The following is a 22,534-nucleotide window of genomic DNA, read 5'->3' as shown; positions in this document are numbered from 1 at the left end:
CCGATTCTCTCCCAAGGCCCTCCCATCAGCCGAAACAACCTCCCGCCCCAGACTCCTCACGGCGCCGCCAACTACACTCTCAATTCTGAAGAGCCCCATAACCGTGAGTTCAAAGTAGAGGCAGTGCACTGGGCGGTGATTTAGAGGCTGAATCGGTTACGGTGGGCTCACCGGAGGGCTCGTTGTTTGGCGTGGTCGAAGCTTACGAAGATACCAATTCTTGCGAAGCTCCTAGGTTTCGAGGTGTCCACTGAAAATCCCTATAAACACCTTTCCTCTATTTAATCCGAAGTGAATGCGATTTCTATGTGGTTCCAATTTTGCGTGCCATTCGCAGTCGACCTTACCGAAAGCAGTTTCAACTTCGCGCTGCTTCATCGCCCTATTATTTTTATGGGTCTTAGGGCTGTCAGGTGAACAAACCACGTCAGCTCGAATCTTCATCTCAAGAATTATCCGATCATTGGTGACGTGGTGCGATCGGATAGTCAAAAGATGGTCGTTGAGTCCGGCAAGATTATTGATCAGCTGACGACGAATAGTTCGATTATCACCTTCAAAGTGTCGAACTTGAGACCATATACCATCCGCAAACACTAAATTATCGAACACGTCTTCAGAATAACGCTCTACCTGCGAAACCGGGCAATCTGACGACTTGAGCCATTCTCGGATACAACTGACCCAATCGGTCTTTGCCGATATGTAGAGTACCTCAGTATGCTTGGACTGCCGTGGGGAGAATAAATCTTTTACGCCCTGAAGTGTGCCCTGTTGTGTGGTGACCATGACCCCCCGGCGGCCCTGTTCGATCATCCTCATACAGAAACCGGTGCTTGGCGCGAACTCAATTCGATGTGTCCCACATGTGAATTCAAATTCAGGGTCGATGTCGAAATCGTCGTCCCAATAGCTAAGTCGATCAATTTCTACCGCGAGCTGTCGAGTGACCTCGGGGTCGATTCCAGCTTGATTAAACACAAGCTGATGAAGTTCATCGGAACTGTTGCACTTTACGCTCCATATATCACTCCAACAGTAGGCTGGAAAATCAGACGTAACGACTAGATTTAGGAGCATAGAGAGTTTCCTGAAAGAATCCTCCAGGAGAGATATATCTGTATCGCCAAGATCCAACCCGGATTCATCCAGGACGAAGAGCATGAGGTTATGCCCGCCTTTTGGTTAAAGCCGCAAGATCTATGCTAATTTGATCAAAAAAGCCTTTGGGCCATTCGCTCAGCTTGCCACGAGGGGAGATTTTCAGCTTTTTAGGAGGGATATTATCCGAAAAATAGTGTATCGAAACTTGTTCGCTCGGTATGCTTTTCGTTATAGACACGGCCTTCCGAACTCCGTTAAGCACGTGATCGCTATGAGTCTCCATTATCACCTGAACCCCGGATCCAGCCACAGTAGCCAAGAACTCGCCAATTGCTGATTGGCCCGCAGGGTGTAGGTGGGCCTCTGGGCTATCCACGATTAGCAACCCCCCTTGAGGTGCCAGGAGTCCTGCAATGATGATAGGTAGCACGTAGCTAACACCAAAGCCCATATTGCTTGGTAGACGCCATTCCGAATTCTCTCCACCCTTCCGCATTCGAATTGCTGCGAGGTTGGTCCCAGAAATTAGCCTCGGTTCAACGTCGATTGGACCTACGATCGCGCTGAGCCAGGCTTCTGCCTGCACGCGTAAGGTTTTTACACTGCCCGCGGAGGCGTTCCGTCGACCCTCATGGACTTCTCTCTGTGTATTCGCGGCAAACGTATGGGCAGTGAACCGCCCATCCGCTCCGAGGGCGACTTCTTTGGGTAGGCTCGATGATGTTGGACTAGTCCGTCGTGGACCTAGCCGTTCGGCAGAAAGATAAATTGGTCGAGTATTGTCGCGGTTCGCGGTATATGCGACAGCCGACGGTTTAGATGTAATCGTTAGATACGGAGTATAATCTCCGGCGAGATTGCCGGCATCCAAGATGTACGTGGCTCCGTCGATTTCAATTTCAATTAGTCCATCAGTCGAGTCCTGATGTAGGACATCTTGGGCTTCGCCAAGTTCAATGCCAAATTCGTTGTTTAGCCCTACCCATTCGTTGGGTGAACCAGCAATTTCGTCCGCCAACAAAATTGCTTGTATGACGGAACTCTTCCCGCTCCCGTTCATCCCGGTTAGTACCGTAATTTGACCGAACTCGAGTGTGAGATTTCTAAATCGTTTAAAGTCCTTGATTCGGATTGACGAGATCACTTGACTAGCCTCGCTACAATTACGGAGGCTTGGTTGAACCTAGTGTAAACTCTTCGAGGATCGGATGTCGAGTAGCTGATGCTGTCTAGATACGGACCTTCGTGAGTCATTAGAGTGCGGGCTTCGGTACGAATTTCTTCAGCCACAGCTTCAATCTCAGGAAGCTCGTATCTAGATAGCACGTGGCCCCAACTCTCGAATAGAGCCCTATTGATTGGTGCGGCTCGGTTCGAGTCCAGGGGCCACTTCCGAAAAGCTTTTTCGCCAAACACGGTTATTGCGTTACTCATAGCATTTTCGAAGCTATTGAAGAGAATTTCAAGACCATCATCGGAGATGACTGAGCTGTCATCCAATGAGGCTGAGGTCCATGACAGTAGCTTTTCCATCGAGCCGAAATTCTCATAGTCTTCGATTTTATCGATCATCGAGAAGGCGCAAAACCTGAGCACGGCTTCTCTGTCTTGCATTCTGATATGGTTTCGTAAGGTATTGCCGGTGGCGTTTTGAAATAATTCGCTCTCGGTGCAACGCTTCAGGAAACTGCGACTTCGAGTCTTGCTCATGCAATGGCGAATTTCCATTGCGTTCAATGGTTCCCCGCCCGTGTTAATTCGCTTGAAGATATCATACTTGACTTCATTTGGCGTTGAAGGATCGATGACGTGAACAACAATTTGAGCATTTAGTATTCTTCGCTGGAGCACCAGCGGAAGATCATTAAATCGTTTACCCTCTTCGTGCTCCAGATACTCTAAGTCCCGCAACACAAAGTGTTTATCAATACCTCTTGCGTACGCGTGAATGGTAGAGAGACGTTGAAGGCCGTCTACTACTCGTAGGGTTCCGTCTTCATCTTCAGCGAAATAGAATGCTGGTAGAGGGATCTGGAGGAGTATGCTTTCAACTAGCCGGGACTTTTGGCGCCTTTTCCACACCTGGTTACGCTGAAAATCGGGAGCGAGATCCAGATCTTCTGCATCGATCATGTCGATTATGTTGCGAAGGGAAAAGTTTTTCGTGGTCACTCGGATTTTTTCAGGATCCCAAGGTTTGACCGATTCCATCTCTACTTGTTCATCTTCTTTTTCGACGCCAGTTTTTTCACCTAGAAATGATTCTTCCGGGGGATCAAGGAGAGCTTTTAGGGTATCCATGTAAATCCTCTTAGTTGTCGATCAGAGAGTGTCCCGGCCCGCTACGTCTGCGTTGTGGTGTAAGGCAAATATAGCTTGAAACAGCCCGGTGCGGTGTATGCGGGATGGCGGCGTGAATGTGTTTGTGCACAGGCGCTCCGCGAGAACTCGATGTTAGATGCCATTGGCTATAGCGGCTCTGGTTGGAAGAGTTGAGCTTACCCATTAGGAGAAGGACTAGATCTATGAGCAGCGTTGGTAACCATGAGCCAGGTCATTCCGAGGTATGTGTGGAGGATACCAAGTTTCTAGAGCACTTCAGGATGCTGAGCACCTTTGGCGCCACTGCCGGAGGAGGTGTGGACCGACAGGCCGGATCTGAAGCAGACGGGGAGCAACGCGCCTGGTTCACCCAGCTACTCACTGAGAACGGATTCACCGCCAGCTTCGACCAGATCGGCAACCAGTTCGGGCTACTGGAACTTGAAGCTGGCAGGCCCTACGTTGTTGTCGGCTCTCACCTTGATTCCCAGCCCACCGCAGGCCGGTACGACGGTGCTTATGGTGTCCTTGCCGCAGCACACGCTGCCTTCCGTCTCGCCGCCGAATGGCAAGCGAGCGGCGTCACCCCTCGCTACAACCTCGCGGTCGTAAACTGGTTCAACGAAGAGGGATCCCGGTTCAAACCATCGATGATGGGCAGCTCCGTCTACACCGGCAAGATGACCCTTGACTCGGCTCTGGCAACTACCGACCCTGCAGGGGTCACCGTTCGAGAGGCGCTTGAATTCACCAACACACTAGGCGAAGGCACCGGGCCGCAGGCAGCCTACTGCGCCGAGATTCATATCGAACAAGGCCGCAGCATGGAGCGCGACGGCATCGCCATCGGCGTCGTCGACTCCAACTGGGCCGCCAACAAGTACGAATTCGTTGTTCACGGCGAACAGGCGCACACCGGTTCCACAGTCATAGCCGACCGGCACGACGACCTCCTTGGAGCCTCATTGCTCGTCGCAGCAGCACGGGAAATTGCCGACCATTTCCCCGACGGCGCCGTCCACACCTCGGTTGGCCAGCTGGATGTCTACCCCAACTCGCCCGTCGTCGTCCCCTCACGCGTCAACCTCTTACTGGATCTGCGATCCGCCGATGAATCGCTGCTCCAGGAAGCAGACCGGATGCTGCACGAGCGCCTCGAACAGATCGAACGCTCCGCTCAGGTCAAGATCGAGAAGGCCAGCTCCCACTGCTGGCCCGTCACGCCCTACCAAACCGAAGGCGTCGCCCTCGCGGAAAAGATTGCCGCCAACCGCGGCGTCAGCCACGCAAGGGTGAAGACCCTCGCCGGGCACGATTCCACCAACATGAAGGACATCGTTCCGACCGTCATGCTCTTCGTCCCCTCGGTCGAAGGCATCTCCCACAACGAACACGAGTACACCACCGACCAGGACATCGTCACCGGCCTGCATGTCCTGACCGACGTCGTTCGCAGCCTGTGCGAGGGGGAACTCGACCGGCAGTAATAGATAGACATAAGGAAGGGGACGTCCGGCCGGACGTCCCCTTCCTTGTGTGTTCGAAGACCTAGCCGGTCTTAGTCACCCCGCACCACTCGGCGATGAACAGTGCGATAGCCTTCGTGACCTTCCGGACCGACTCGACGTGCACTCGCTCATCGAACCCGTGGATCGCCTCCGACACCGGCCCATAGACCAGCGCCGGGATCCCGCCGTATAGGGTGAACACCCGGCCATCCAGGTAGCCCGGCGTCGTGAACGACTCCAACGCCGACCCGAACACCTCCCGATGCGCCGACGCCAGGACGCCCTCGGCGTCGGACCCCTCCTCCAGCACATAGCCCTCCGAGAAGAAGCCACTGCGCACCGCCGACACCTCAGCGCCAGACGTGGAGTCCCGTAGGTAGTCCTCGATCTGCGACCACGCGTCCGCAGCCGTTACCCCCGGATATAGCGCCGCCCGCACATCGAACTCGCACCACGACGGCACGCTCGACGGCCAGTCGCCGCCGGAGATCATCCCGATGTTGAAGTTGATCGGATGATCCAGGTCCTCAAAGTACCGGTGGCTTCCCTTGTCGGCATTCCATTTGTCCTGCAGCTCCCGCAGATCGCCCATCACCGTGTACGCGGCGTCGATCGCGTTGAACCCGGTCGCCATCTCCCGCACATGGGTCGGCTTCCCCGAGACATGCACCTTGAACCAGATCACTCCCACGTTGGCTCGCACCAGCATGTTCTCTTCCGGCTCGGGGATGACCACTGCCTCCGCCGTGTACCCGCGCTGCAACGCAGCCAGCGAACCGTTGCCCGTGCACTCTTCCTCCACCACCGACTGCATGTGGATGAACGCCGCCGGAGCGAGCCCCGCCGCCCGCAGCGCATCGAACGCGAACAGGTTCGCGGCGAGCCCGGCTTTCATATCGCCGGACCCCCGCCCATACATCCAGCCGTCCTTGATCTCGGCGTCCCACGGACTCCGCGACCAGGTGTCTTCCGGCCCGGTGGGGACGACGTCGATGTGCCCGTTGAGGATCAGCGACCGCCCGGTGGCGGGCGGGGCAGGCGTGTACGTGCCGACCACGTTGATGAGGTCCTCGAACGCGACGGTCGTCGGCCCGTAGCCCACATGCGAGGACAGGGTTTCCTCGTCCAGCTGCCAGCGGTCCATGGTGAGCCCACGGGCTTCCATCTGCGCGAACATCAGGTCCTGCGCGCTGGCCTCCTCGGCCCGGAGTGACGGGTGCCGCACGAGCTCGGCGGTGAACTCAAGCTGACGGTCGAAGGCGGCGTCGACGGCGTCGGTAATCCGTTTCGTGATTTCTGGAGTCAACATGACTACTGCACAATCGCTTTGTCTTTGACGCGGAGCTTCTCACCGAAGAATCCGCCGGCCGCCGTAATCAGCGCCACCGCCATCAGCAGCAGCGACGCGGTCCACGACCCGCCGTCGGTGGCACCCAGCAGGGCCACCGCGATCAGCGGGAGGAACCCACTCAACGCGCCGGCCAGGTTGTAGCCCAGGGCCACACCGCTGTACCGCAGGTGCGGTGGGAACAATTCGGTGAGCAGCGCGCCGGTCACAGCGTAGGCCAGCGAAACGAGCGCAATACCGATGGTTACGGCGAGGATGATGGCCGCAGGGTTGCGGGTGTCGATCATCCAGAACAGCGGGAACGCGCCCGCCGCCGTCGCCAATCCGCCGAAGAAGGTCATCCGGCCCGGGCCCACCTTCTCGCTGATCCGGCCGACCAACAGGACGACGCCGATCTGCACGACGGCGGCCACCAGGGTGGCGTTGACCATCAGCTGGCGGTCCATACCCAGGGTGGTGGTGCCGTAGCTGATCACAAAGGTGGTCATCACGTAGAACCCGCCGACGCCCAGGAATGCTGCGGCGATGGCGACGAGCAGCCGGCCCCAGGCCTGCTTGAACACGTCGACGGCGGGGATCTTGGCGCGCTCTTCGAGCTTGACCAGTTCACGGAAGATCGGGGATTCCTCGACCTGCAACCTGATGTACAGGGCGATCAGCAGCAGCGGGAATGCGGCCAGGAAAGGTAGGCGCCAGCCCCAGGCGTCGAACGCTTCGGAGGGCAGCAGCAGCACCAGGGCAAACGCACCCGAGGACATCAGCGTGCCGACCGGCGAACCGACCTGCACCAGCGCCGCGTACCTGCCGCGCTTCTCGATCGGGGCGTGCTCGACGGCGATCGTCATGGCGCCGCCCCACTCACCACCGACGGCGAGACCCTGCATCAGCCGCAGGACCGCCAGCATGACCGGTGCCGCGAGGCCGATGCTGCCGAAGTCCGGCAGGACCCCGATCAGACCGGTGGCCACACCGATCATCACGATGGTGATCAAGAGGGCCGGTCTGCGGCCCACCCGGTCGCCGATGTACCCGAAGAGCACCGCACCGATTGGACGGGCGGCGCCGATCGCGTCGGCGAGATCGGTCGCTGCCCGAGCATGGATTCACCGCCGGGTCTCGCAAAGCGAAGGTTTGCCGTGGCAATGTATTCGGTCAGGTGAGAGAAGCAGTCAGGGGAGAAGATCGAGCCTCTCGGGTCGTGCCTTCATGGCGTGGATGACGAGTTCGTTCCCGCTGTCGAACACGAGCACAATGGTCTCCAGCAGCCGACCTTGGGTATCAAACCCGAGCCGAAGCTGGCGCGCTGGACTTCCTTCGTCGAGCTCCTCGATCCATAGTGCCCACGTGGCGGCCTGAATAGCGTCCACAGGAAGGATGCCGTGCCTGAGCGCAGCATCATGGACCTTCATGCAGCGAACGTCGCTAGCGCCTCGCGGATAACCTCGGAACGTGTTTTCCCTTCATGTGCCGCCCGAACGTCGATCGCGGCGAGCTCCTCTGAAGTGAGACGAAGCGCGACGACCTGCGTCGGCCCTGCGCCCCGCCCCGGCCGTCCGCGCCCGCGCTTCTTTAACGCCCCGCCGTCGTACCCAGCTTCGGCCTCGGCTGCCCATTCCTCGATTTGATCCTCGGAGACCGGCAGGCCATTGATCGTCTCTCCTGTGCACATAATAATATCGTATTACGCAATCATCTGGGCATCAAGGTATTGGTTTGGCTTTTGGTTTCGGGGGATGATGCGGGTTGGGGCAGCGCCTGATGCCCGGATATTAGGACGATGCGCAGTGTTCGGATATCCGGACATCGCTGGAAGCGGAGGAAGCGACCGGTGCCCCTCAAGGCAGGAAGCTCCAATCTCTGAGTTTCTTGCATATTTCGCGCTGCGTCACTTGCGGATCACCGCCACCGGTGGGTAGTAACGTTAACTCAATGGCCTTTGCTGCTCCTCCCTCCGCACTTCCCGAACAGGTTCGGGGCCTCGTCGGTGACACCAGTTTCCGCCGTGGTGGTACCTACGCCCGCAAGGGCTCGGTTTACGATCTGACGTGGAATGCCGGCTTCACGGAGCTGTCCGGAAAAGTTGAGGGATCCCGCGGTTCGGCGTACCGGACGACTGTGAAGTTCTCGGGCTCCTCCGGTGCCATCCCCGGTTTGTCGTACGGCCTGTGTTCGTGCCCGATGCGCAGCAACTGCAAGCACGTTGCAGCGTTGCTGCTCACGCACAATGCCGCCCAGCCGCGCGCATCCAGGAAGCCAACCAAAGCCACCCCTGCCCCAGCACCGGAACCATCGCCCGCACCCCAGCAGCAGAAGCCGTCACCCTGGCAACGCCGGCTGGACGCCCTGGTGAACGTGCCGAAGCCAGCCTCCACCACTCACTACTCAGCCAGCGGCTACGGATCCCGGGCCGCAGCACCCACTGTTCCACTCGCTCTGCACTTTGAGGTGCACGGGGAACGAGACTACTCAACGTCAGCCGTCGCGGTCTTCCTCTCGGTGAAGGCGGTCCAGCGCAGCACCGCAGGCAACTGGGTGACTGGCCAGTTGCGCTGGGAGAAGTTTCAGGGCGGATACTCAGCCGGTGGGCTGGAGGAAGCGCACTGGGACTGGATGTGCACGTTCGCGGCAGTCGGCGGGCGGGGCCAAAGCTACGGCTACAGCCACGGAACCTCCATGAAGCTGAACAATTTTCGGTCGCCGCTGCTGTGGGATCTCCTGGCGCAGGGCCGTGAGGCCGGCGTGGAGTTTGTGGGGACGGGCGATGCGCGGGTCACCCTCCACGACGTCGCTGACGTGCACCTCGATGTGAGCGCTGCGGGTCGGGGGCTGCATCTGGCTCCCCACCTGGAGGTGGGCGGGCGCGTCCTGGACCCGGCAGCGTTTGGCCTCATCGGCACACCCGCGCACGGTCTCTTCTGGTGGGACGCCATCCCCACCCAGGCGGCAGGCAATATTTCGCTCGCCAGAACCCGGGCTCCCGTACCCGAAGCGTTGCGGTCGTTGGTAACTGCGAACGCCCCGCTGAAGATTCCCGGTACCGGACGTCAGGCGTTCCTGGAGGAGTACTACCCGCAGCTGCAGCAACAGGTACGGGTGATCTCTAGAGACGGCTCTGTCGACCTCCCCGAGATTGCGCCACCCACGCTGGTCCTCACGCTCACCTACATTCCCGCGCCGTCGTTGTCGGGCGCCCGGTCCCGCCGTCGCTCTGCCGGATCCGGCGAGGCGAGCCACGGCGCGGTGCGGTTGGGCTGGTCCTGGGACTACACCCACGCCGGCACGACGACGACGCACCTCCTGCCGGACGACGGCTCCCGCCACCGTGACCGCGCCGCCGAGAAGGCGACGCTCGCCGCCGTCGCGGGCGTCCTGGATGGGTTTCGTGCCGCCTGGTTTGACGCCTTCCCCCGCCCGGCTGACGGCGTCCCGGGTCGGTCCGAGTCACTCCAGTTGGAGGGTGTGGCTGCGGCCCGCTTCGTGGCCGAACTGGTGCCCGAGCTGGAAACCGTGGAACGGGTGCGGGTGGTACAGGGCGAGGATTTGCCGGACTACACCGAGCTGACGGAGCAGCCGGAGGTGTCGGTGAGCACCACCGAAACAGAGGACCGCGATTGGTTTGGCCTCGGCGTTAGTGTGTCGTTGGGCGGGATTGAGGTGCCGTTCGGTGAGTTGTTCCGTGCGTTGGCCCTTGACGAACGGCACCTGCTGCTGCCCGGCGGCGGCTATTTCGCGCTGGATCAGCCGGAGTTCGAGCAACTGCGGCGGCTCATCGAGGAGGCGCGGTCGCTGCAGGAGAAGGACACCGGCGAGCTTCGGATCAGCCGGTTTCAGGCGAGTCTCTGGGAGGAGTTCACCGACCTCGCGACGGTCGCAGCGCAGGCCGACGCGTGGCGGGAGTCGGTGTCTGCCCTGCTTGAGCTCTCCGAGGTTCCCGTCGTGCCCGTCCCGGCGGGTATCAACGCGACGCTGCGCCCCTACCAGCAGGAGGGCTTCAGCTGGCTTGTCTTCCTTTGGAAGCATGGGCTCGGCGGCGTTCTCGCTGACGACATGGGTTTGGGGAAGACGCTGCAGACCTTGGCGCTGATCTCCCATACCCGCGAGTCGGCGGAAGAGACAAGGCCGTTCCTGGTGGTGGCTCCCACCTCGGTGGTTCCCAACTGGGCCGCTGAAGCGCACCGCTTCGCGCCGCACCTGCGGACAACGGCTGTAATGGATACCTTGCGCCGCAGCGGTGCGCAGCCCGCAGAACTCGCCGCGGATAACGACGTCGTCATTGTGTCCTACACCCTTTTCCGGTTGGACTACGAGTTGTATGCAACTCAGGATTGGGCTGGCCTGATCCTGGATGAGGCGCAGTTCGTGAAGAATCCACTGACCCGGGGCAGCCAGAACGCACGAAGTTTCCCTGCGCCGTTCAAACTGGCGATCACGGGCACGCCGATGGAGAACAACCTGATGGAGCTGTGGTCGCTGTTCGCGATTACGGCGCCGGGGCTTTTCCCTAGTTCCAAGAAATTCGCCGAGTACTATCAGCGGCCCATCGAGAAGGACGCGGACCGCGAGCGGCTGGCGCAGTTGCGGCGACGGATCCGTCCGCTGATCACCCGGCGCACCAAGGAACTCGTTGCCAAAGACCTGCCGCCGAAGCAGGAGCAGGTGTTGGAGCTCGAGCTGTCGCCGCGGCACCGCACCATCTATCAGCGGCACCTGCAGCGCGAACGACAGAAGGTGCTGGGCCTGCTGGATGACATGAACAGGAACCGGTTCGAGATCTTCCGTTCGCTGACCATGCTGCGCAGGCTCAGCCTCGACGCATCGCTGGTCGATGAGAAGTATGCGTCGGTGCCGTCCAGCAAGCTCGATGCCCTGTTCGAGCAGCTCGAAGACATCGTTGCCGAGGGGCATCGCGCGCTGATTTTCAGCCAGTTCACCGGGTTTTTGGCCAAGGCCGCGGAACGACTGGATGCGGCCGGAATGGAGTACGCCTACCTGGACGGAAAAACCCGCCGCCGCGCGCAGGTGGTGGAGAAGTTCAAGTCCGGGAAGGCTCCGGTGTTTCTGATCAGTCTCAAGGCGGGTGGGTTTGGGCTCAACCTCGCTGAGGCGGACTACTGCTTCCTGCTGGACCCCTGGTGGAACCCGGCCAGCGAGAACCAGGCGGTGGACCGGGCACACCGGATCGGCCAGACCCGCAACGTGATGGTGTACCGGCTGGTGGCCAAGGACACCATCGAGGAAAAGGTGATGGCCCTCAAAGAGAAGAAAGCCAAGCTTTTCACGGCGGTCATGGACGACGACGCAATGTTCTCGTCAGCCCTCACAGCGGGCGACGTGCGGAACCTGTTCGAATAGGTCATTCGCGAGAATTGTTGAACAATACCTTGCGTAGATTGTTCAACAACCTGTAGGGTCTTTCCCAATACTAGATGTGACTCCAGTCACCTTGACGTAACGGACGGACCAATGGCAGATACCGAGAACAAACCAAAGTTGAGCTCTTCGGCTCGGCGCACAGCGCTGTTGGGGGCCATGTTCCTGATGGCCACCAGCGCCATTGGGCCGGGCTTCATCACCCAGACCACAGTGTTCACCGCCCAGATCGGCGCGGCCTTCGCCTTCGCCATCCTGGCCTCGATCCTCATCGACATCGCCGTCCAGATGAATGTCTGGCGTGTCATCGGCGTCTCAGGACTTCGCGCCCAGGAACTCGGTAACAAGGTCATCCCCGGGGTGGGCTGGTTCCTTGCCGGGCTGGTCTTCATCGGCGGAGTGGTATTCAACATCGGCAACATCGCCGGCACCGGGCTCGGCGCCAATGCGATGCTCGGCGTCGACCCCAAGATCGGCGGCGCCATCTCAGCCGTCATCGCGATCATGATCTTCGTCAGCAAGAAGGCCGGCATGGCGCTGGACCGCATAGTAGTATTCCTCGGTGCGATCATGATCCTCCTGATGATCTACGTCGCCATCGTTGCGGCCCCGCCGGTCGGCGAAGCACTGAAAAACGCGATCCTGCCCGAGCAGATCGACTTCCTGATCATCACCACTCTCGTCGGTGGCACAGTGGGCGGCTACATCACCTACGCCGGTGCCCACCGTATGCTCGACTCGGGCGCCACCGGGATTGAGAACGTCAGGGAAATCACCCGCAGCTCTGTGCTGGGCATCCTGGTCACCGGCGTCATGCGGGTGCTGCTGTTCCTGGCAATCTTCGGCGTCGTTGCGGGCGGCGCGGTGCTGACCAGCGACAACATGGCCGCCGAAGCCTTCGGCATTGCAGCCGGGGAAATCGGCATGCGGGTCTTTGGCATTGTGCTCTGGGCCGCCGCAATCACCTCGGTGATCGGTGCAGCCTTCACCTCGGTCTCCTTCATCACCACCTCGAAGACTTCAGAACGCAAGCGCAACCTCATCACCGTTGCGTTCATCGCCGGCTGTGCGACTGTTTACCTCTTCCTGGGCCAGGCGCCGCAGCAGCTACTAATCTTCGCCGGTGCGTTCAACGGGCTCATCCTGCCGGTCGGCTTTGGGGTGCTCCTCTGGGTGGCCTGGCGCCGCCGGGACCTGCTGCACGGCTACGTCTACCCCAAGTGGCTGCTGATCGTGGGCGTCATCACCTGGTTCCTCACCCTGTTCCTCGGCTACACCTCCATCACTGGGCTGGCGAAGCTATGGGGCTGAGCGCCGGGCTGAGCGGCATGCCGCAAGACCCGGCCGCGATCCTGCCCGCCGATGCACGGGCCGCCTTCCGCGCCGGACTGGCGACGCCGACGTCGGGCTGGTCCCGCGGCTACGCGCAGGTGAACGTGCTCTCGATCCCGCGGGAGCAGGCGTTCGACCTCCTGCTCTTCGCCCAGCGCAACCCCAAGCCGTGCCCCATCCTCGGGGTGCTGGAGCCGGGCGAAACCACCGGGCCCCTGCTGGCTGGCGGTGACATCCGGACCGACGTTCCCAAGTACACCGTGTATCACGAGGGCGTGAAGGTGGACGAGCCCACCGACATCACCGAACACTGGCGCGATGACCTGGTGACGTTTTTGTTTGGTTGCTCATTCACCTTCGAGGCTGCGCTGCAGGACGGGGGAGTCAGGATTGCGCACATCGACCAGGGCGTGAACGTGCCGATGTACCGGACAAACCGCGACGCCGCTCCGGCCGGAGCCATGTCTGGTCCGCTGGTCGTCTCGATGCGGCCGGTGCCAGCAGCCCAGGTGGCCGACGCCGTCCGCATTACCTCCCGCTATCCAGCGGTGCACGGGGCTCCCGTGCACGTGGGGAATCCGGAGGAGCTCGGTGTCGATCTGGGCTCACCGGACTTCGGCGATGCGGTGCAGATCCCCGAAGGCCACCTGCCGGTGTTCTGGGCCTGCGGCGTTACGCCGCAGGCGGCGGTGATGCATTCACGCCCGCCGCTGGCGATCGGTCACGCGCCGGGGCACATGCTGATCACCGATGCCCGGGACAGCGACTACCTGGTGCCATAGAACGCTTCGCTGACGTGGCGGGGTTCCAATCGCCGGGCTAGAGAGGGACGTTGCGACCCGAGGTGCCGCGCTCTACCGCGGACAAGCGACCGTCCAACTGCTCAAGCCTGGCGCGCAGGGCCTGGTTACTGTCGCGGGTCTCCCGAATGGCCTGCATCAGCTGATCGTCTGAGGGCTCAGATCTCCTGCGGGCGAGCTGGGTCGCCACCTGTGTGACGGCGAACGCCGCGATTCCTGCAATAGCGATCCATGCGAACCAGGGGAAATACTCCATGGTGTGTCCTTTCGGGGTTTTTACGATTGGTGGAGAATTTTTCGGGCAGTGGTGGCCTTCAGCCAAGTCACGGGGTGACGTCCATCAGCTCGCCCAGAATCTGGGATGCGATGTCCGAAGCGCCGGCATCGGAGTAGAGCTTGGCTGCGAGCATGAAGTGCTTCTTGGTAGCGTCATCGTCGTTAATGCTGGCGTAGTAGCGGCCCAACAGGTGCTGCAGCAGTCCGGCTGCCTCGAACTCAAGTCCTGACGCCTGCTCCAGGACTTCAAGAAGCAACGGTTTCGCCGCTGCATAGTCGCCCCGCATGCTGTGCAGTTGTGCCTTCGTCAGGGCCAGCTCGCGATGCTCTTCGGAGCTGCCGGAGATGCGAAGACCGAGTTCGGCGTTCGCAATGCACTGGTCAACGCCGTCGTCAGCTATTCCAGCCGCCAGCCGCCTCGATGCGCTGGCACGGTTGAACTGTGCCCACATCCTGAGATCGGCATGGGGGGTGATGTGTTCTGCGGCCAGCCGGTGTTGCTGCAGTCCGGTCTCGGAGTCTCCGCGGCGGAACGCAACGTTGCCCACCACCCAGGCAGCCCGGCCGATGGACAGGGATGGCACCTCCGGAAACTTATCCATCTGGGCGAGCTCCGAGGCGTAATGCCAGGCTTCGTCGAGGTTCCCCCGGACCGCCAATGCCGCAACCAGCACGTAGCCGGATTCGAGTCGGGTGGCTGAGTGCTGGGGCAGGCTGGCAGCCGCCCTGGTGGCAGAGCGTGCCAGCGCAATCGCGCTTTCGAGTTCGCCAGTGGCGCGTTTGATCGCCGACAGTCGCGCGAGAACCGTTACCTGGAGTTCCGGCTGCGTCAGAGTGGTCGGGTGTTTCAGGAGTTCATCCAGAGTGGCAGCGGCCTCACCGAACCGGCCCAGCGCCAGATAGGCGTCAGCCTGCACGGCGGTCATTGTCCACCAGACGACGGTGTTCGACTGTTCCTTGGCCAGGCTTGCCGCGTACTCGGCTTCCGACGCTGCCAGCGCCTGATCTTTTAGGTTCCAGGCGCTGTTCGCATGAAGCACTGCGGCCGACAATCCACCGCTGTTGGCCTCGGGCGGGTCAATCCAGCCGGCGACCAGCTCTGCATCAATCCCCAGGATGCCCGCGAAGTGGCGGGTCATCGCAGGGGTGGGCTGACGCTGGGCCCGTTCGAGCAGTGACACATAACTGGTGGAGTACTTTCCTCCACCCACTTCATTTTGCGTTAAGCCTTTGGCTATCCGCGCTTCACGAAGCTTTTCTCCGAAAGTCACTGCCACTCCTTCATGCACGTACCCAGACCAGCGGTATCTATTGACAACCCTGCAAATCTCCGTTTCACTCATTTTGTCAAATGTTTGTAACAAGTAGTCGAAATTCTACTACACATCACATTCAGGAGGTAGGCAGCGATCGGGTGCAAGCCCTAGCTGGGAGGAAGATGTAGTCGGATAGGGGTCATCTTCTGGCTATCTAGTCTGACCCTCACGCATACATTCCTCGAAAAGTGAATTGACAAAAAAGTGTCAAACATGAGTCCCATTTTGGTGATGTCGGTCCGCAAAGCGGTCGTCGTACCCGAGACCGGCGCAACGAGCGGGTCGAGTTCATGCAGCTCGATAAAAGAGATGAGGAACAGCCAGTGAGCGCAATCAACGCGGTAGGTGTGGTGAAGGCCTATTCCGCCACCCCGGTTCTCCGAGGCATTGATCTTTCCGTTGCACAAGGAGCGATCGTTGCGTTGCTTGGCCCCAACGGGGCCGGCAAGACCACCCTGGTTGAAATCCTGGAAGGTCACCGCATGCGCACCGGGGGGACCCTCAGCGTCCTGGGACTTGACCCCGCAGAACGGACCGACTTCCGGTCGCTCCGTCAGCGCATGGGCGTTGTCCTGCAGCAGACCATGCTGGAACCGGGCATCTCCTCCCGGGATCTCCTTCGGCGGCAGTCCTCCTACTACTCCCATCCCATGGAGGTGCAGGACATCCTGTGCAAGGTGGGGTTGGCCGACAAACAGAACGATCTGGTCCGAACGCTCTCGGGCGGAATGCGTAGGCGCCTCGACATTGCTCTCGCACTGATCGGCCACCCAGAGATCCTGTTTTTGGATGAGCCGACCACGGGTTTGGACCCACTATCTCGCCGCAGCATCCGCGAACTGATCCGCGAAGTCAACAGTGCAGGAACTACGGTGATTCTCACCTCCCACGACCTTGAAGAGGTCCAGGATCTGGCGCACACAGTCCACGTCCTGTCCGACGGAGCGTTCATTGCGTCCGGATCGCCCCGTGAAATCATCGCGGGCTCGCATTCCAAGACGCAGGTCCGTTTCCTGCTGGGCGGCATTGAGCCGTCGTCGTTACCAGCCGGTGCCGAGGTGAACGCCGGGATGGTGCGCTACGAAACGCTCGACCAGGATCACCTGATCGCCGCACTGCAGCGGTGGTCCACCGACGCTGGCCAGCCACTTCAAGGCCTCACCGTCATCCCTCCGAGCCTGGACGATGCCTACGCGACCCTGCTCCAGCCAGCAGTCACCACAGGAGGAAACCCATGAGTACCGCAACCGTCGCTCCCACCACCAACGAGGGAACCTTCGTCCGGTCATTCCTGCTGCACGTCGAAATTGAGTTCAAGGATTTTTGGCGGTCAATCATCTCTTTGGCATTTATTGTCCTGTTGCCGGTGATGTTTTACGTGGGTTTCGGTTTCGCCTACCGTGACCAATCCGCAGTCGTCCTGGAATTGGAGTCAAACCAGATCACCCAGGGCAACTACAGCTACGCAGGTGTCCTGACCTTTGCGCTTCTGTCCGTCTGTTTCGCGAATGTCGCGATTGGACTTGCGATCCGCAGGCACCACGGACTCTTCAAACGGTTCCGGACGACGCCGGTATCCCCGCTGGTGGTGATGGGAGCCTTCCTCGCCAACGCGATCGTCACCCTGGTGGTGGTCTTCGTGACGCTGACCCTCATCGGCACTCTTGGCCTCGGGGTGGACCTGATCGTTGACCGGCTGCCTATGCTGTTGGGCGCCACCGCCATCGGTTTCCTCTGCATTGCGCCCCTTGGCACCGCACTCTCCCTCGTCCCGCCGAATGCAGACTCCGCCGTTCCGATCGTCAATGGCATCTTCTTCCCGCTCGCGTTCCTATCGGGCGCATTCTTCGCACTCTCGCTGGGGGAGACCGCCGACGGTATCCTGGCCCTGCTGCCAGGCAAACCTTTGATGGCTTTGTTCACTGGGGCTCTGTCTCAGAGCGGTCCGTCCTGGGACACCGGTGCGATGCTGCTGCTGCTCGCCTGGGGAGTTGCTGGAACCTTCCTGTCCCTGAAGTTCTTCAAGTGGGCCTCGGAAAAGGAACCGCGCGGATTCACCCAGCGGAAAACGGCCAAGGACGAAACCGGTGACTAGCGTTGCACTAGCGGGAAAGGTCCGGCTGGCACCCGGCCCCTACCGGGCACCCTCGCCGGCCCGGGCCTGCCCGGGCGGCAGCTTCCCCTGCGAGGTGCCCCAGGAGCTCAGCCTCAGCCGAGTCCAGATAATCACGCAGCCCGGCGGCGGCTTCCTCGCGGTGCCCAGCGCGCAGCCGCTCAACGAGCTCCACGTTGCGGTCCACATAGTGGCTGTGGAAGTCGGGGGCCGACGCCATCGCGTGGAACACCAGCCGCATCTCGGCAAGCACCCGGTCCATCAGGGTCCGCAACGATGCGCTGCCAGCCAGGCCAACCACGGCACTGTGGAGCGCCTGGTTGGCGTCGGCCATGCCGGGGACCGATCCGGCGTCGCGGGCCGCCTGCGCGCGCCGCACGATGGCTTCCATGTTTTCCAGGACCTCGGGGGTGGCCTCGCCCCACAGGGCCGCCGCCGGTTCGATCATCCGGCGCACCCGGTAGATTTCGCGCACTTCCTCGATCCCGGGAGAGGCCACAAACACGCCGCGATTCGGGATTTTCGTCACCATCGACTCGCTGGCGAGCGTCGAAAACGCCTCTCGGAGAGTATTGCGGGAGACTCCCAGCGCCGTCGACAACGTCTGTTCCGACAACTTGGACCCGGGCGTGAGCTTTCCTGCGGCTATCCGGCCCCTCAGGACGGTGGCGATCCACGTCGCCGTGTGCGCGTGCTCGGCCACACCCGATGTCCTGTCCAGCTCAGTTGCGGCTTCTATTGCCATTGCTTTCCCCCACCTTCGTCACCAACAGATGTTAGCCGACTGTGCCCAGCACCTCACCGCGCGCGACGGCGGCGCCCGGCTGCTGTCCGCCACGGCTGAAGGTCCCGGACGCCGAGGACACCACTTCGGTCTCCATCTTCATCGCCTCCAGCACCGCAACAGCCTGCCCCGCGGTGACCTCGGCACCGTCGTCGGCCAGCCACTTCACCAGGGTGCCGCCCATCGAGGCGGCGACGTGGCCGTCGGCGGCCGTCGTTCCCGAGGTCTGCCCGACGACGGCGCCTCCTGCGGTTCCGCCGCCGCTCATCAGCGCGGCGAAGATCTCGGCTGGCAGCCCCAGCTGGACCGCCTTGCCATCAAGCTCCACCGTGAGCGTTTCCCGGCGGGCGAGGGGACCCTTAGTCCCGCTGGACAGGGCAGCGTCCAGACGTTCGGCGAACGCATTCTCGATCCACGTGGTGTAGACGCCGAGCCGGTCCGGGTTGGTGAAGTCCGGGTCCCGCACCACTGCGCGGTGGAACGGCAGCACGGTGGGGAGGCCCTCGATCCGCAACTCGTCGAGGGCGGCGCGGGCGCGTCGCAACGCCTGCGGCCGGTCCTCGCCGTGGACGATCAGCTTGGCCATCAGGGAGTCGTACTCGGCGGGGACGCTGGAGCCGGACCGCACCCCGGTGTCGACGCGGATGCCGGGGCCCGTGGGCGCCTCGAACACGTCGATCGGGCCGGGGGAGGGCAGGAAACCGCGGCCAGCGTCCTCGGCGTTGAGCCGGAACTCGATCGCGTGGCCCCGCGGGGCCGGATCCTCAGTATTGCTGACGGGCAGTCCCGCGGCGATGCGGAACTGTTCGCGCACCAGGTCGATGCCCGACGTCGCCTCCGTCACCGGGTGCTCCACCTGCAGGCGGGTGTTGACCTCGAGGAAGGAGATCACGCCGTCGGGCGCCACCAGGTATTCGACAGTACCTGCGCTGGTGTACCCGGCCTCCCGGCAGATGGCGCGGGCGGATTCGTGGATGCGGGCGCGCTGCTCGTCGGTGAGGAATGGGGCCGGCGCTTCCTCGACGAGCTTCTGGTTGCGGCGCTGCAGGGAACAGTCGCGGGTGCCGACGACGACCACGTTTCCGTGCGTATCGGCCAGCACCTGCGCCTCGACGTGGCGTGGCTTGTCCAGGAACCGTTCGGCGAAGCACTCGCCCCGGCCGAACGCAACAGTGGCTTCGCGGACCGCGGAGTCGAATGCGTCGTCGATATCTTCCATCCGGTGGGCAATCCGCATGCCGCGACCACCGCCACCGTAGGCCGCCTTGATGGCGACGGGGACGCCGAATTCCTCCGCGAACGCGCGGACTTCCTCGGCGTTGGCGACCGGTCCGTCGGACCCGGGGACCAGCGGGGCACCCACCTTGACGGCGATTTCACGTGCGGTGACCTTGTTGCCGAGACTGCGGATCGCCGCTGGCGAGGGGCCGATCCAGATGAGTCCGGCGTCCTGCACCGCCTCGGCGAAGTCGGCGTTCTCGGAGAGAAACCCGTAGCCGGGGTGGACGGCGTCGGCGCCAGCCTTTTCGGCAATGGCGAGGAGCTTGTCGATATTGAGGTAGGTGTCTGCGCTGGCCGATCCGCCGAGCGCATAGGCCTCGTCGCTGAGCCGGACGTGCAGGGCATCGGCGTCCGGTTCGGCGTACACGGCCACCGAGGTGAGCTCCGCGTCGGTGCACGCGCGGGCAATGCGGACGGCAATTTCCCCGCGGTTGGCGATCAGGACCTTTTTCATGGGTGCTACTTTCACGAGCTGTGGGTGGTGATCGGGCGCGGTGTCTGTTTCGACTGCAGGGTTGTGGGATCCACGGTCTGGAACTGGAGGGTAGTACCGGGTGCCAGTTGGGCGGCAATCGGCAGGTCCTCGGGCACGACGACGCCGATCACCGGGTATCCGCCGGTCACCGGATGGTCGGCGAGGAAGAGGACGGGCAGGCCCGACGGCGGCACCTGCAGTGATCCGGCGACGACGCCCTCGCTCGGAAGTTCGTCGGTGGTGACCCGTTCCAGTGGTTGGCCAGTCTCGTCTGGTTGCCCCGGCTCGCCGGCCGCGAGGCGGACACCGATCCGGTTCGATTCGGCCGTCACGGTCCAGGTCTGTCCGGTGAGTGCTTCCTGCGATTCGGGAGTGAACCAGTCCTGGCGGGGACCGGTGGTGATCCGGAGGAGCACTGGCTCTTTCGACCCCCTGAGGATGGCGTCGGGCAGGGTGGACGGTTCCGCGGCGCCGACCGTGCGGCCCTGATCGATCGGGCCGATCGGCAGCAGGGTGCCCGCAGCGAGAGGATCAGGCCCGATCCCCGACATCACGTCGGTGGAGCGGCTGCCGAGTACCTCCGGCACGTCGATGCCGCCGCGGATGGCTAGATAGGTGCGCAGCCCGGTGTCGGGCGCGTCGAGGTGGAGAGTCTCGCCGTCGTGCAGGGCGAACGGGGAACACAGGGGGACGGTCCGGGTGCTGTCCTTGCCGCTGATCTCGGCGGGGGTGATGGCACCGGTCAGTGCGAGGGTGAGTTCGCCGTGTGCCCTAACCGTGAGGCCGCCGAGGATAGTTTCGATCACGGCATCGCCGGGGGCGTTTCCGACCAGCCGGTTGGCTTGACGGGCGCTCGCGGTGTCGGCCGCGCCGGCTTTGGAGACGCCGACGTCGCCGAATCCGGGGCGTCCCAAGTCCTGGATGAGGGACTGCGGCCCGGGGGCGATGACCTCGAGGGCATGGCTAGTGGACTGAGGCGTCGCGACTGCGGGGGCGTCGTCGTCGGCTGCTCGGTCCGGGAGGGTCACGGTTTCCCGCACGGCGACGTACTGCACCGCGGTGCCGGGGCGCAACAGGGCGGGCTGGTCCCGGTTCAGGTCCCAGAGGCGGGACGCGGTCCGGCCGATGAGCTGCCAGCCGCCAGGGGAGCGCCGCGGGTAGACGGCGGAGAAGTTGCCGGCCAGGGCGACCGCGCCGGCTGGGACAGCGGTGCGCGGTGAGGTGCGGCGGGGGACGGTGAGGGTCTCGTTTTCACCGACCAGGTAGGCGAAACCCGGGGCGAAGCCACCAAAGGCGGCGGTCCAGAGTTGGCCGGTGTGGGCCGCGATGACGCCGTCCGGGTCGAGGCCGGTGAGGCGTCCCACTTCGGCGAGATCGTCGCCGTCGTACACCACCTCGATCCGGACCGGATCCCCGGTGGCCGCGGTGTCGGTTGCGGGAGCGGTGTCGAGGTAGGCGAGGGCGGTTCGAGCTGCGCGGGCGGCGGTGCCGGAGTCGAAGACGGCGAGCACGGTTTGGGCGGCGGCGAGAACGTTGACCTGGCCGCGGAGTGGCCGCTCCTGCAGTCGGGAGTGGACGGCGAGGACGGATTCCAGGGAATCGAGTTCGATCAGGAGGGCGCGAGGCCCGGCCCAGCGGATCTCGGGCTGGCTCATACGAAGCTCCGGATGCTGACGCCGGCTGCCTCCAGGTCTCGGCGGACGGCGGCGGACATCGAGACCGCGCCGGTGGTGTCGCCGTGGAGGCAGATGCTTTCCGCGGTGGTCTTGAGGGTGGATCCGTCGCGGGCGATGATGACGCCGTCGGTCGCGAGGCGGACCATGTTGGCGGCGACCTCGTCCTCGTCATGCAGGACGGCGCCGGGTTCGCGGCGGGAGACCAGGGTGCCGTCCGGGTTGTACGCGCGGTCGGCGAAGGCTTCGGAGACCCCGCGGAGGCCAGCTTTCTCGGCGGCTTTCAGTGCGACGGAGCCGGGGAGGAGAAGGAGTGGCAGGTCGCCGCCGAACGCCTTGACGGCGTCGACCACGGCCTGGGCCTGCACCTCATGGGTGACGATCGTGTTGTAGAGGGCGCCGTGGGGTTTCACGTACTTAATGGTGCCGCCGGCAGCGCGGGAGAGCGCGTCGAGGGCGCCGATTTGGTATAGGACGTCGTCGGCCAGTTCGGTGGGGGAGCAGTCGAGGAAGCGGCGGCCGAATCCGGCCAGATCGCGGTACCCCACGTGGGCGCCGATGGTGACGTTCGCGGCGACGGCTTCGCGGCAGGTTTGGGCGATGGTGGATGGATCGCCGGCGTGGAAGCCGCACGCCACGTTGGCGCTGGAGACGGAGCGGAAGATGGCGGCGTCGTCGCCCATGGTCCAGTTGCCGAACGATTCACCGACGTCGCTGTTGAGGTCGATCGAAACCATTTGTGATCCTCGTCTCTTTTGGGTGTCCCTCAAGGATGCACGAAAAGTGAGGATTGTTCAACAATTTAAGAGTTGGGCTCTTTTGGCAAGAGTGC

Annotated in this window: 20 protein-coding genes; 7 read left to right on the top strand and 13 right to left on the bottom strand. The window is 62.3% G+C overall.

The genetic code is table 11. The features are described from left to right. Nucleotides 1-231: 231 nt before the first annotated feature. Genes IWX64_RS11435 through IWX64_RS11425 form a run of 3 tightly spaced genes read right to left on the bottom strand, consistent with a single transcriptional unit; the run spans nt 232 to nt 3,405 of the window. A complete protein-coding gene (locus tag IWX64_RS11435) occupies nt 232-1,164 on the bottom strand; it encodes a hypothetical protein (protein ID WP_196867247.1) in 933 nt (310 codons plus the stop codon). A 4-nt stretch (nt 1,165-1,168) separates the two neighbouring features. Continuing rightward, entirely contained in the window at nt 1,169-2,248 is a 1,080-nt protein-coding gene (locus IWX64_RS11430) for an AAA family ATPase (RefSeq protein ID WP_196867246.1), read from the bottom strand. Then, a complete protein-coding gene (locus IWX64_RS11425; protein WP_196867245.1) occupies nt 2,245-3,405 on the bottom strand; it encodes a GmrSD restriction endonuclease domain-containing protein in 1,161 nt (386 codons plus the stop codon). The genes IWX64_RS11430 and IWX64_RS11425 overlap by 4 nt, the downstream gene beginning before the upstream one ends. A 224-nt stretch (nt 3,406-3,629) precedes the next feature. On the opposite strand from IWX64_RS11425, the gene IWX64_RS11420 reads away from it, so the two are divergent. Beyond that, nucleotides 3,630-4,913 (top strand): M20 family metallo-hydrolase, encoded by a 1,284-nt coding sequence (locus IWX64_RS11420; protein WP_196867244.1) that lies wholly within the window; start codon nt 3,630-3,632, stop codon nt 4,911-4,913. A gap of 61 nt (nt 4,914-4,974) precedes the next feature. On the opposite strand, the gene IWX64_RS11415 is transcribed toward IWX64_RS11420, so the two are convergent. The 4 genes from IWX64_RS11415 to IWX64_RS11400 form a co-directional block, all read right to left on the bottom strand. Beyond that, nucleotides 4,975-6,243 carry an ArgE/DapE family deacylase gene (locus IWX64_RS11415; protein WP_196867243.1) on the bottom strand — a complete coding sequence of 423 codons (1,269 nt, stop codon included), beginning with the start codon at nt 6,241-6,243 and terminating at the stop codon, nt 4,975-4,977. Nucleotides 6,244-6,245: 2 nt separating this feature from the next. Beyond that, nucleotides 6,246-7,331, bottom strand: coding sequence for an MFS transporter (locus IWX64_RS11410; protein ID WP_334683262.1), 1,086 nt, complete (start codon nt 7,329-7,331; stop codon nt 6,246-6,248). Between the two features lie 120 nt (nt 7,332-7,451). Next, a complete protein-coding gene (locus IWX64_RS11405) occupies nt 7,452-7,691 on the bottom strand; it encodes a toxin (protein WP_196867242.1) in 240 nt (79 codons plus the stop codon). Further along, nucleotides 7,688-7,951 carry a ribbon-helix-helix domain-containing protein gene (locus tag IWX64_RS11400; RefSeq protein ID WP_196867241.1) on the bottom strand — a complete coding sequence of 88 codons (264 nt, stop codon included), beginning with the start codon at nt 7,949-7,951 and terminating at the stop codon, nt 7,688-7,690. The genes IWX64_RS11405 and IWX64_RS11400 overlap by 4 nt, the downstream gene beginning before the upstream one ends. 260 nt (nt 7,952-8,211) lie before the next feature. On the opposite strand from IWX64_RS11400, the gene IWX64_RS11395 reads away from it, so the two are divergent. From IWX64_RS11395 to IWX64_RS11385, 3 genes are all read left to right on the top strand, one after another. Then, a complete protein-coding gene (locus tag IWX64_RS11395; protein ID WP_196867240.1) occupies nt 8,212-11,634 on the top strand; it encodes a DEAD/DEAH box helicase in 3,423 nt (1,140 codons plus the stop codon). Between the two features lie 111 nt (nt 11,635-11,745). Then, nucleotides 11,746-12,963: an NRAMP family divalent metal transporter gene (locus tag IWX64_RS11390; protein WP_196867239.1), complete on the top strand. Its 1,218-nt coding sequence runs from the start codon at nt 11,746-11,748 to the stop codon at nt 12,961-12,963. A 17-nt stretch (nt 12,964-12,980) separates the two neighbouring features. Beyond that, the gene (locus IWX64_RS11385) at nt 12,981-13,766 is read left to right on the top strand and encodes a putative hydro-lyase (RefSeq protein ID WP_334683260.1); all 786 of its coding nucleotides are present in this window, start codon (nt 12,981-12,983) and stop codon (nt 13,764-13,766) included. A gap of 37 nt (nt 13,767-13,803) precedes the next feature. Here the strand turns inward: IWX64_RS11385 and IWX64_RS11380 are convergent, their stop codons facing one another. Continuing rightward, the gene (locus IWX64_RS11380; protein WP_196867237.1) at nt 13,804-14,040 is read right to left on the bottom strand and encodes a hypothetical protein; all 237 of its coding nucleotides are present in this window, start codon (nt 14,038-14,040) and stop codon (nt 13,804-13,806) included. 67 nt (nt 14,041-14,107) lie between these two features. Beyond that, complete coding sequence (locus IWX64_RS11375) at nt 14,108-15,331, bottom strand: helix-turn-helix domain-containing protein (protein WP_196867236.1); 1,224 nt, start codon at nt 15,329-15,331, stop codon at nt 14,108-14,110. A gap of 258 nt (nt 15,332-15,589) precedes the next feature. On the opposite strand from IWX64_RS11375, the gene IWX64_RS17300 reads away from it, so the two are divergent. From IWX64_RS17300 to IWX64_RS11365, 3 genes are read left to right on the top strand one after another with little or no spacing between them, the layout of a single operon-like run. Then, nucleotides 15,590-15,703 (top strand): thiopeptide-type bacteriocin, encoded by a 114-nt coding sequence (locus tag IWX64_RS17300; RefSeq protein ID WP_442859050.1) that lies wholly within the window; start codon nt 15,590-15,592, stop codon nt 15,701-15,703. Beyond that, entirely contained in the window at nt 15,700-16,614 is a 915-nt protein-coding gene (locus IWX64_RS11370) for an ABC transporter ATP-binding protein (RefSeq protein WP_196867235.1), read from the top strand. Before IWX64_RS17300 ends, IWX64_RS11370 begins: the two co-directional genes overlap by 4 nt. Further along, entirely contained in the window at nt 16,611-17,471 is an 861-nt protein-coding gene (locus IWX64_RS11365; protein ID WP_196867234.1) for an ABC transporter permease, read from the top strand. The genes IWX64_RS11370 and IWX64_RS11365 overlap by 4 nt, the downstream gene beginning before the upstream one ends. A gap of 7 nt (nt 17,472-17,478) precedes the next feature. Here the strand turns inward: IWX64_RS11365 and IWX64_RS11360 are convergent, their stop codons facing one another. From IWX64_RS11360 to IWX64_RS11345, 4 genes are read right to left on the bottom strand one after another with little or no spacing between them, the layout of a single operon-like run. Then, complete coding sequence (locus tag IWX64_RS11360) at nt 17,479-18,234, bottom strand: GntR family transcriptional regulator (RefSeq protein WP_196867233.1); 756 nt, start codon at nt 18,232-18,234, stop codon at nt 17,479-17,481. 31 nt (nt 18,235-18,265) lie between these two features. Continuing rightward, on the bottom strand, nt 18,266-20,008 hold the full coding sequence (locus IWX64_RS11355; protein ID WP_196867232.1) for an acetyl/propionyl/methylcrotonyl-CoA carboxylase subunit alpha: 1,743 nt from the start codon (nt 20,006-20,008) through the stop codon (nt 18,266-18,268). 11 nt (nt 20,009-20,019) lie between these two features. Then, on the bottom strand, nt 20,020-21,684 hold the full coding sequence (locus tag IWX64_RS11350) for a 5-oxoprolinase/urea amidolyase family protein (RefSeq protein WP_196867231.1): 1,665 nt from the start codon (nt 21,682-21,684) through the stop codon (nt 20,020-20,022). Beyond that, entirely contained in the window at nt 21,681-22,439 is a 759-nt protein-coding gene (locus tag IWX64_RS11345; RefSeq protein ID WP_196867230.1) for a LamB/YcsF family protein, read from the bottom strand. Before IWX64_RS11345 ends, IWX64_RS11350 begins: the two co-directional genes overlap by 4 nt. Nucleotides 22,440-22,534 lie beyond the last annotated feature (95 nt).

This window comes from Arthrobacter sp. CAN_A212 (genome assembly GCF_015752345.1).
Lineage (GTDB): Bacteria > Actinomycetota > Actinomycetes > Actinomycetales > Micrococcaceae > Arthrobacter_D.
Note: the sequence above shows the minus strand (reverse complement) of the source record. Positions and strands in the feature narration are given on the sequence as shown.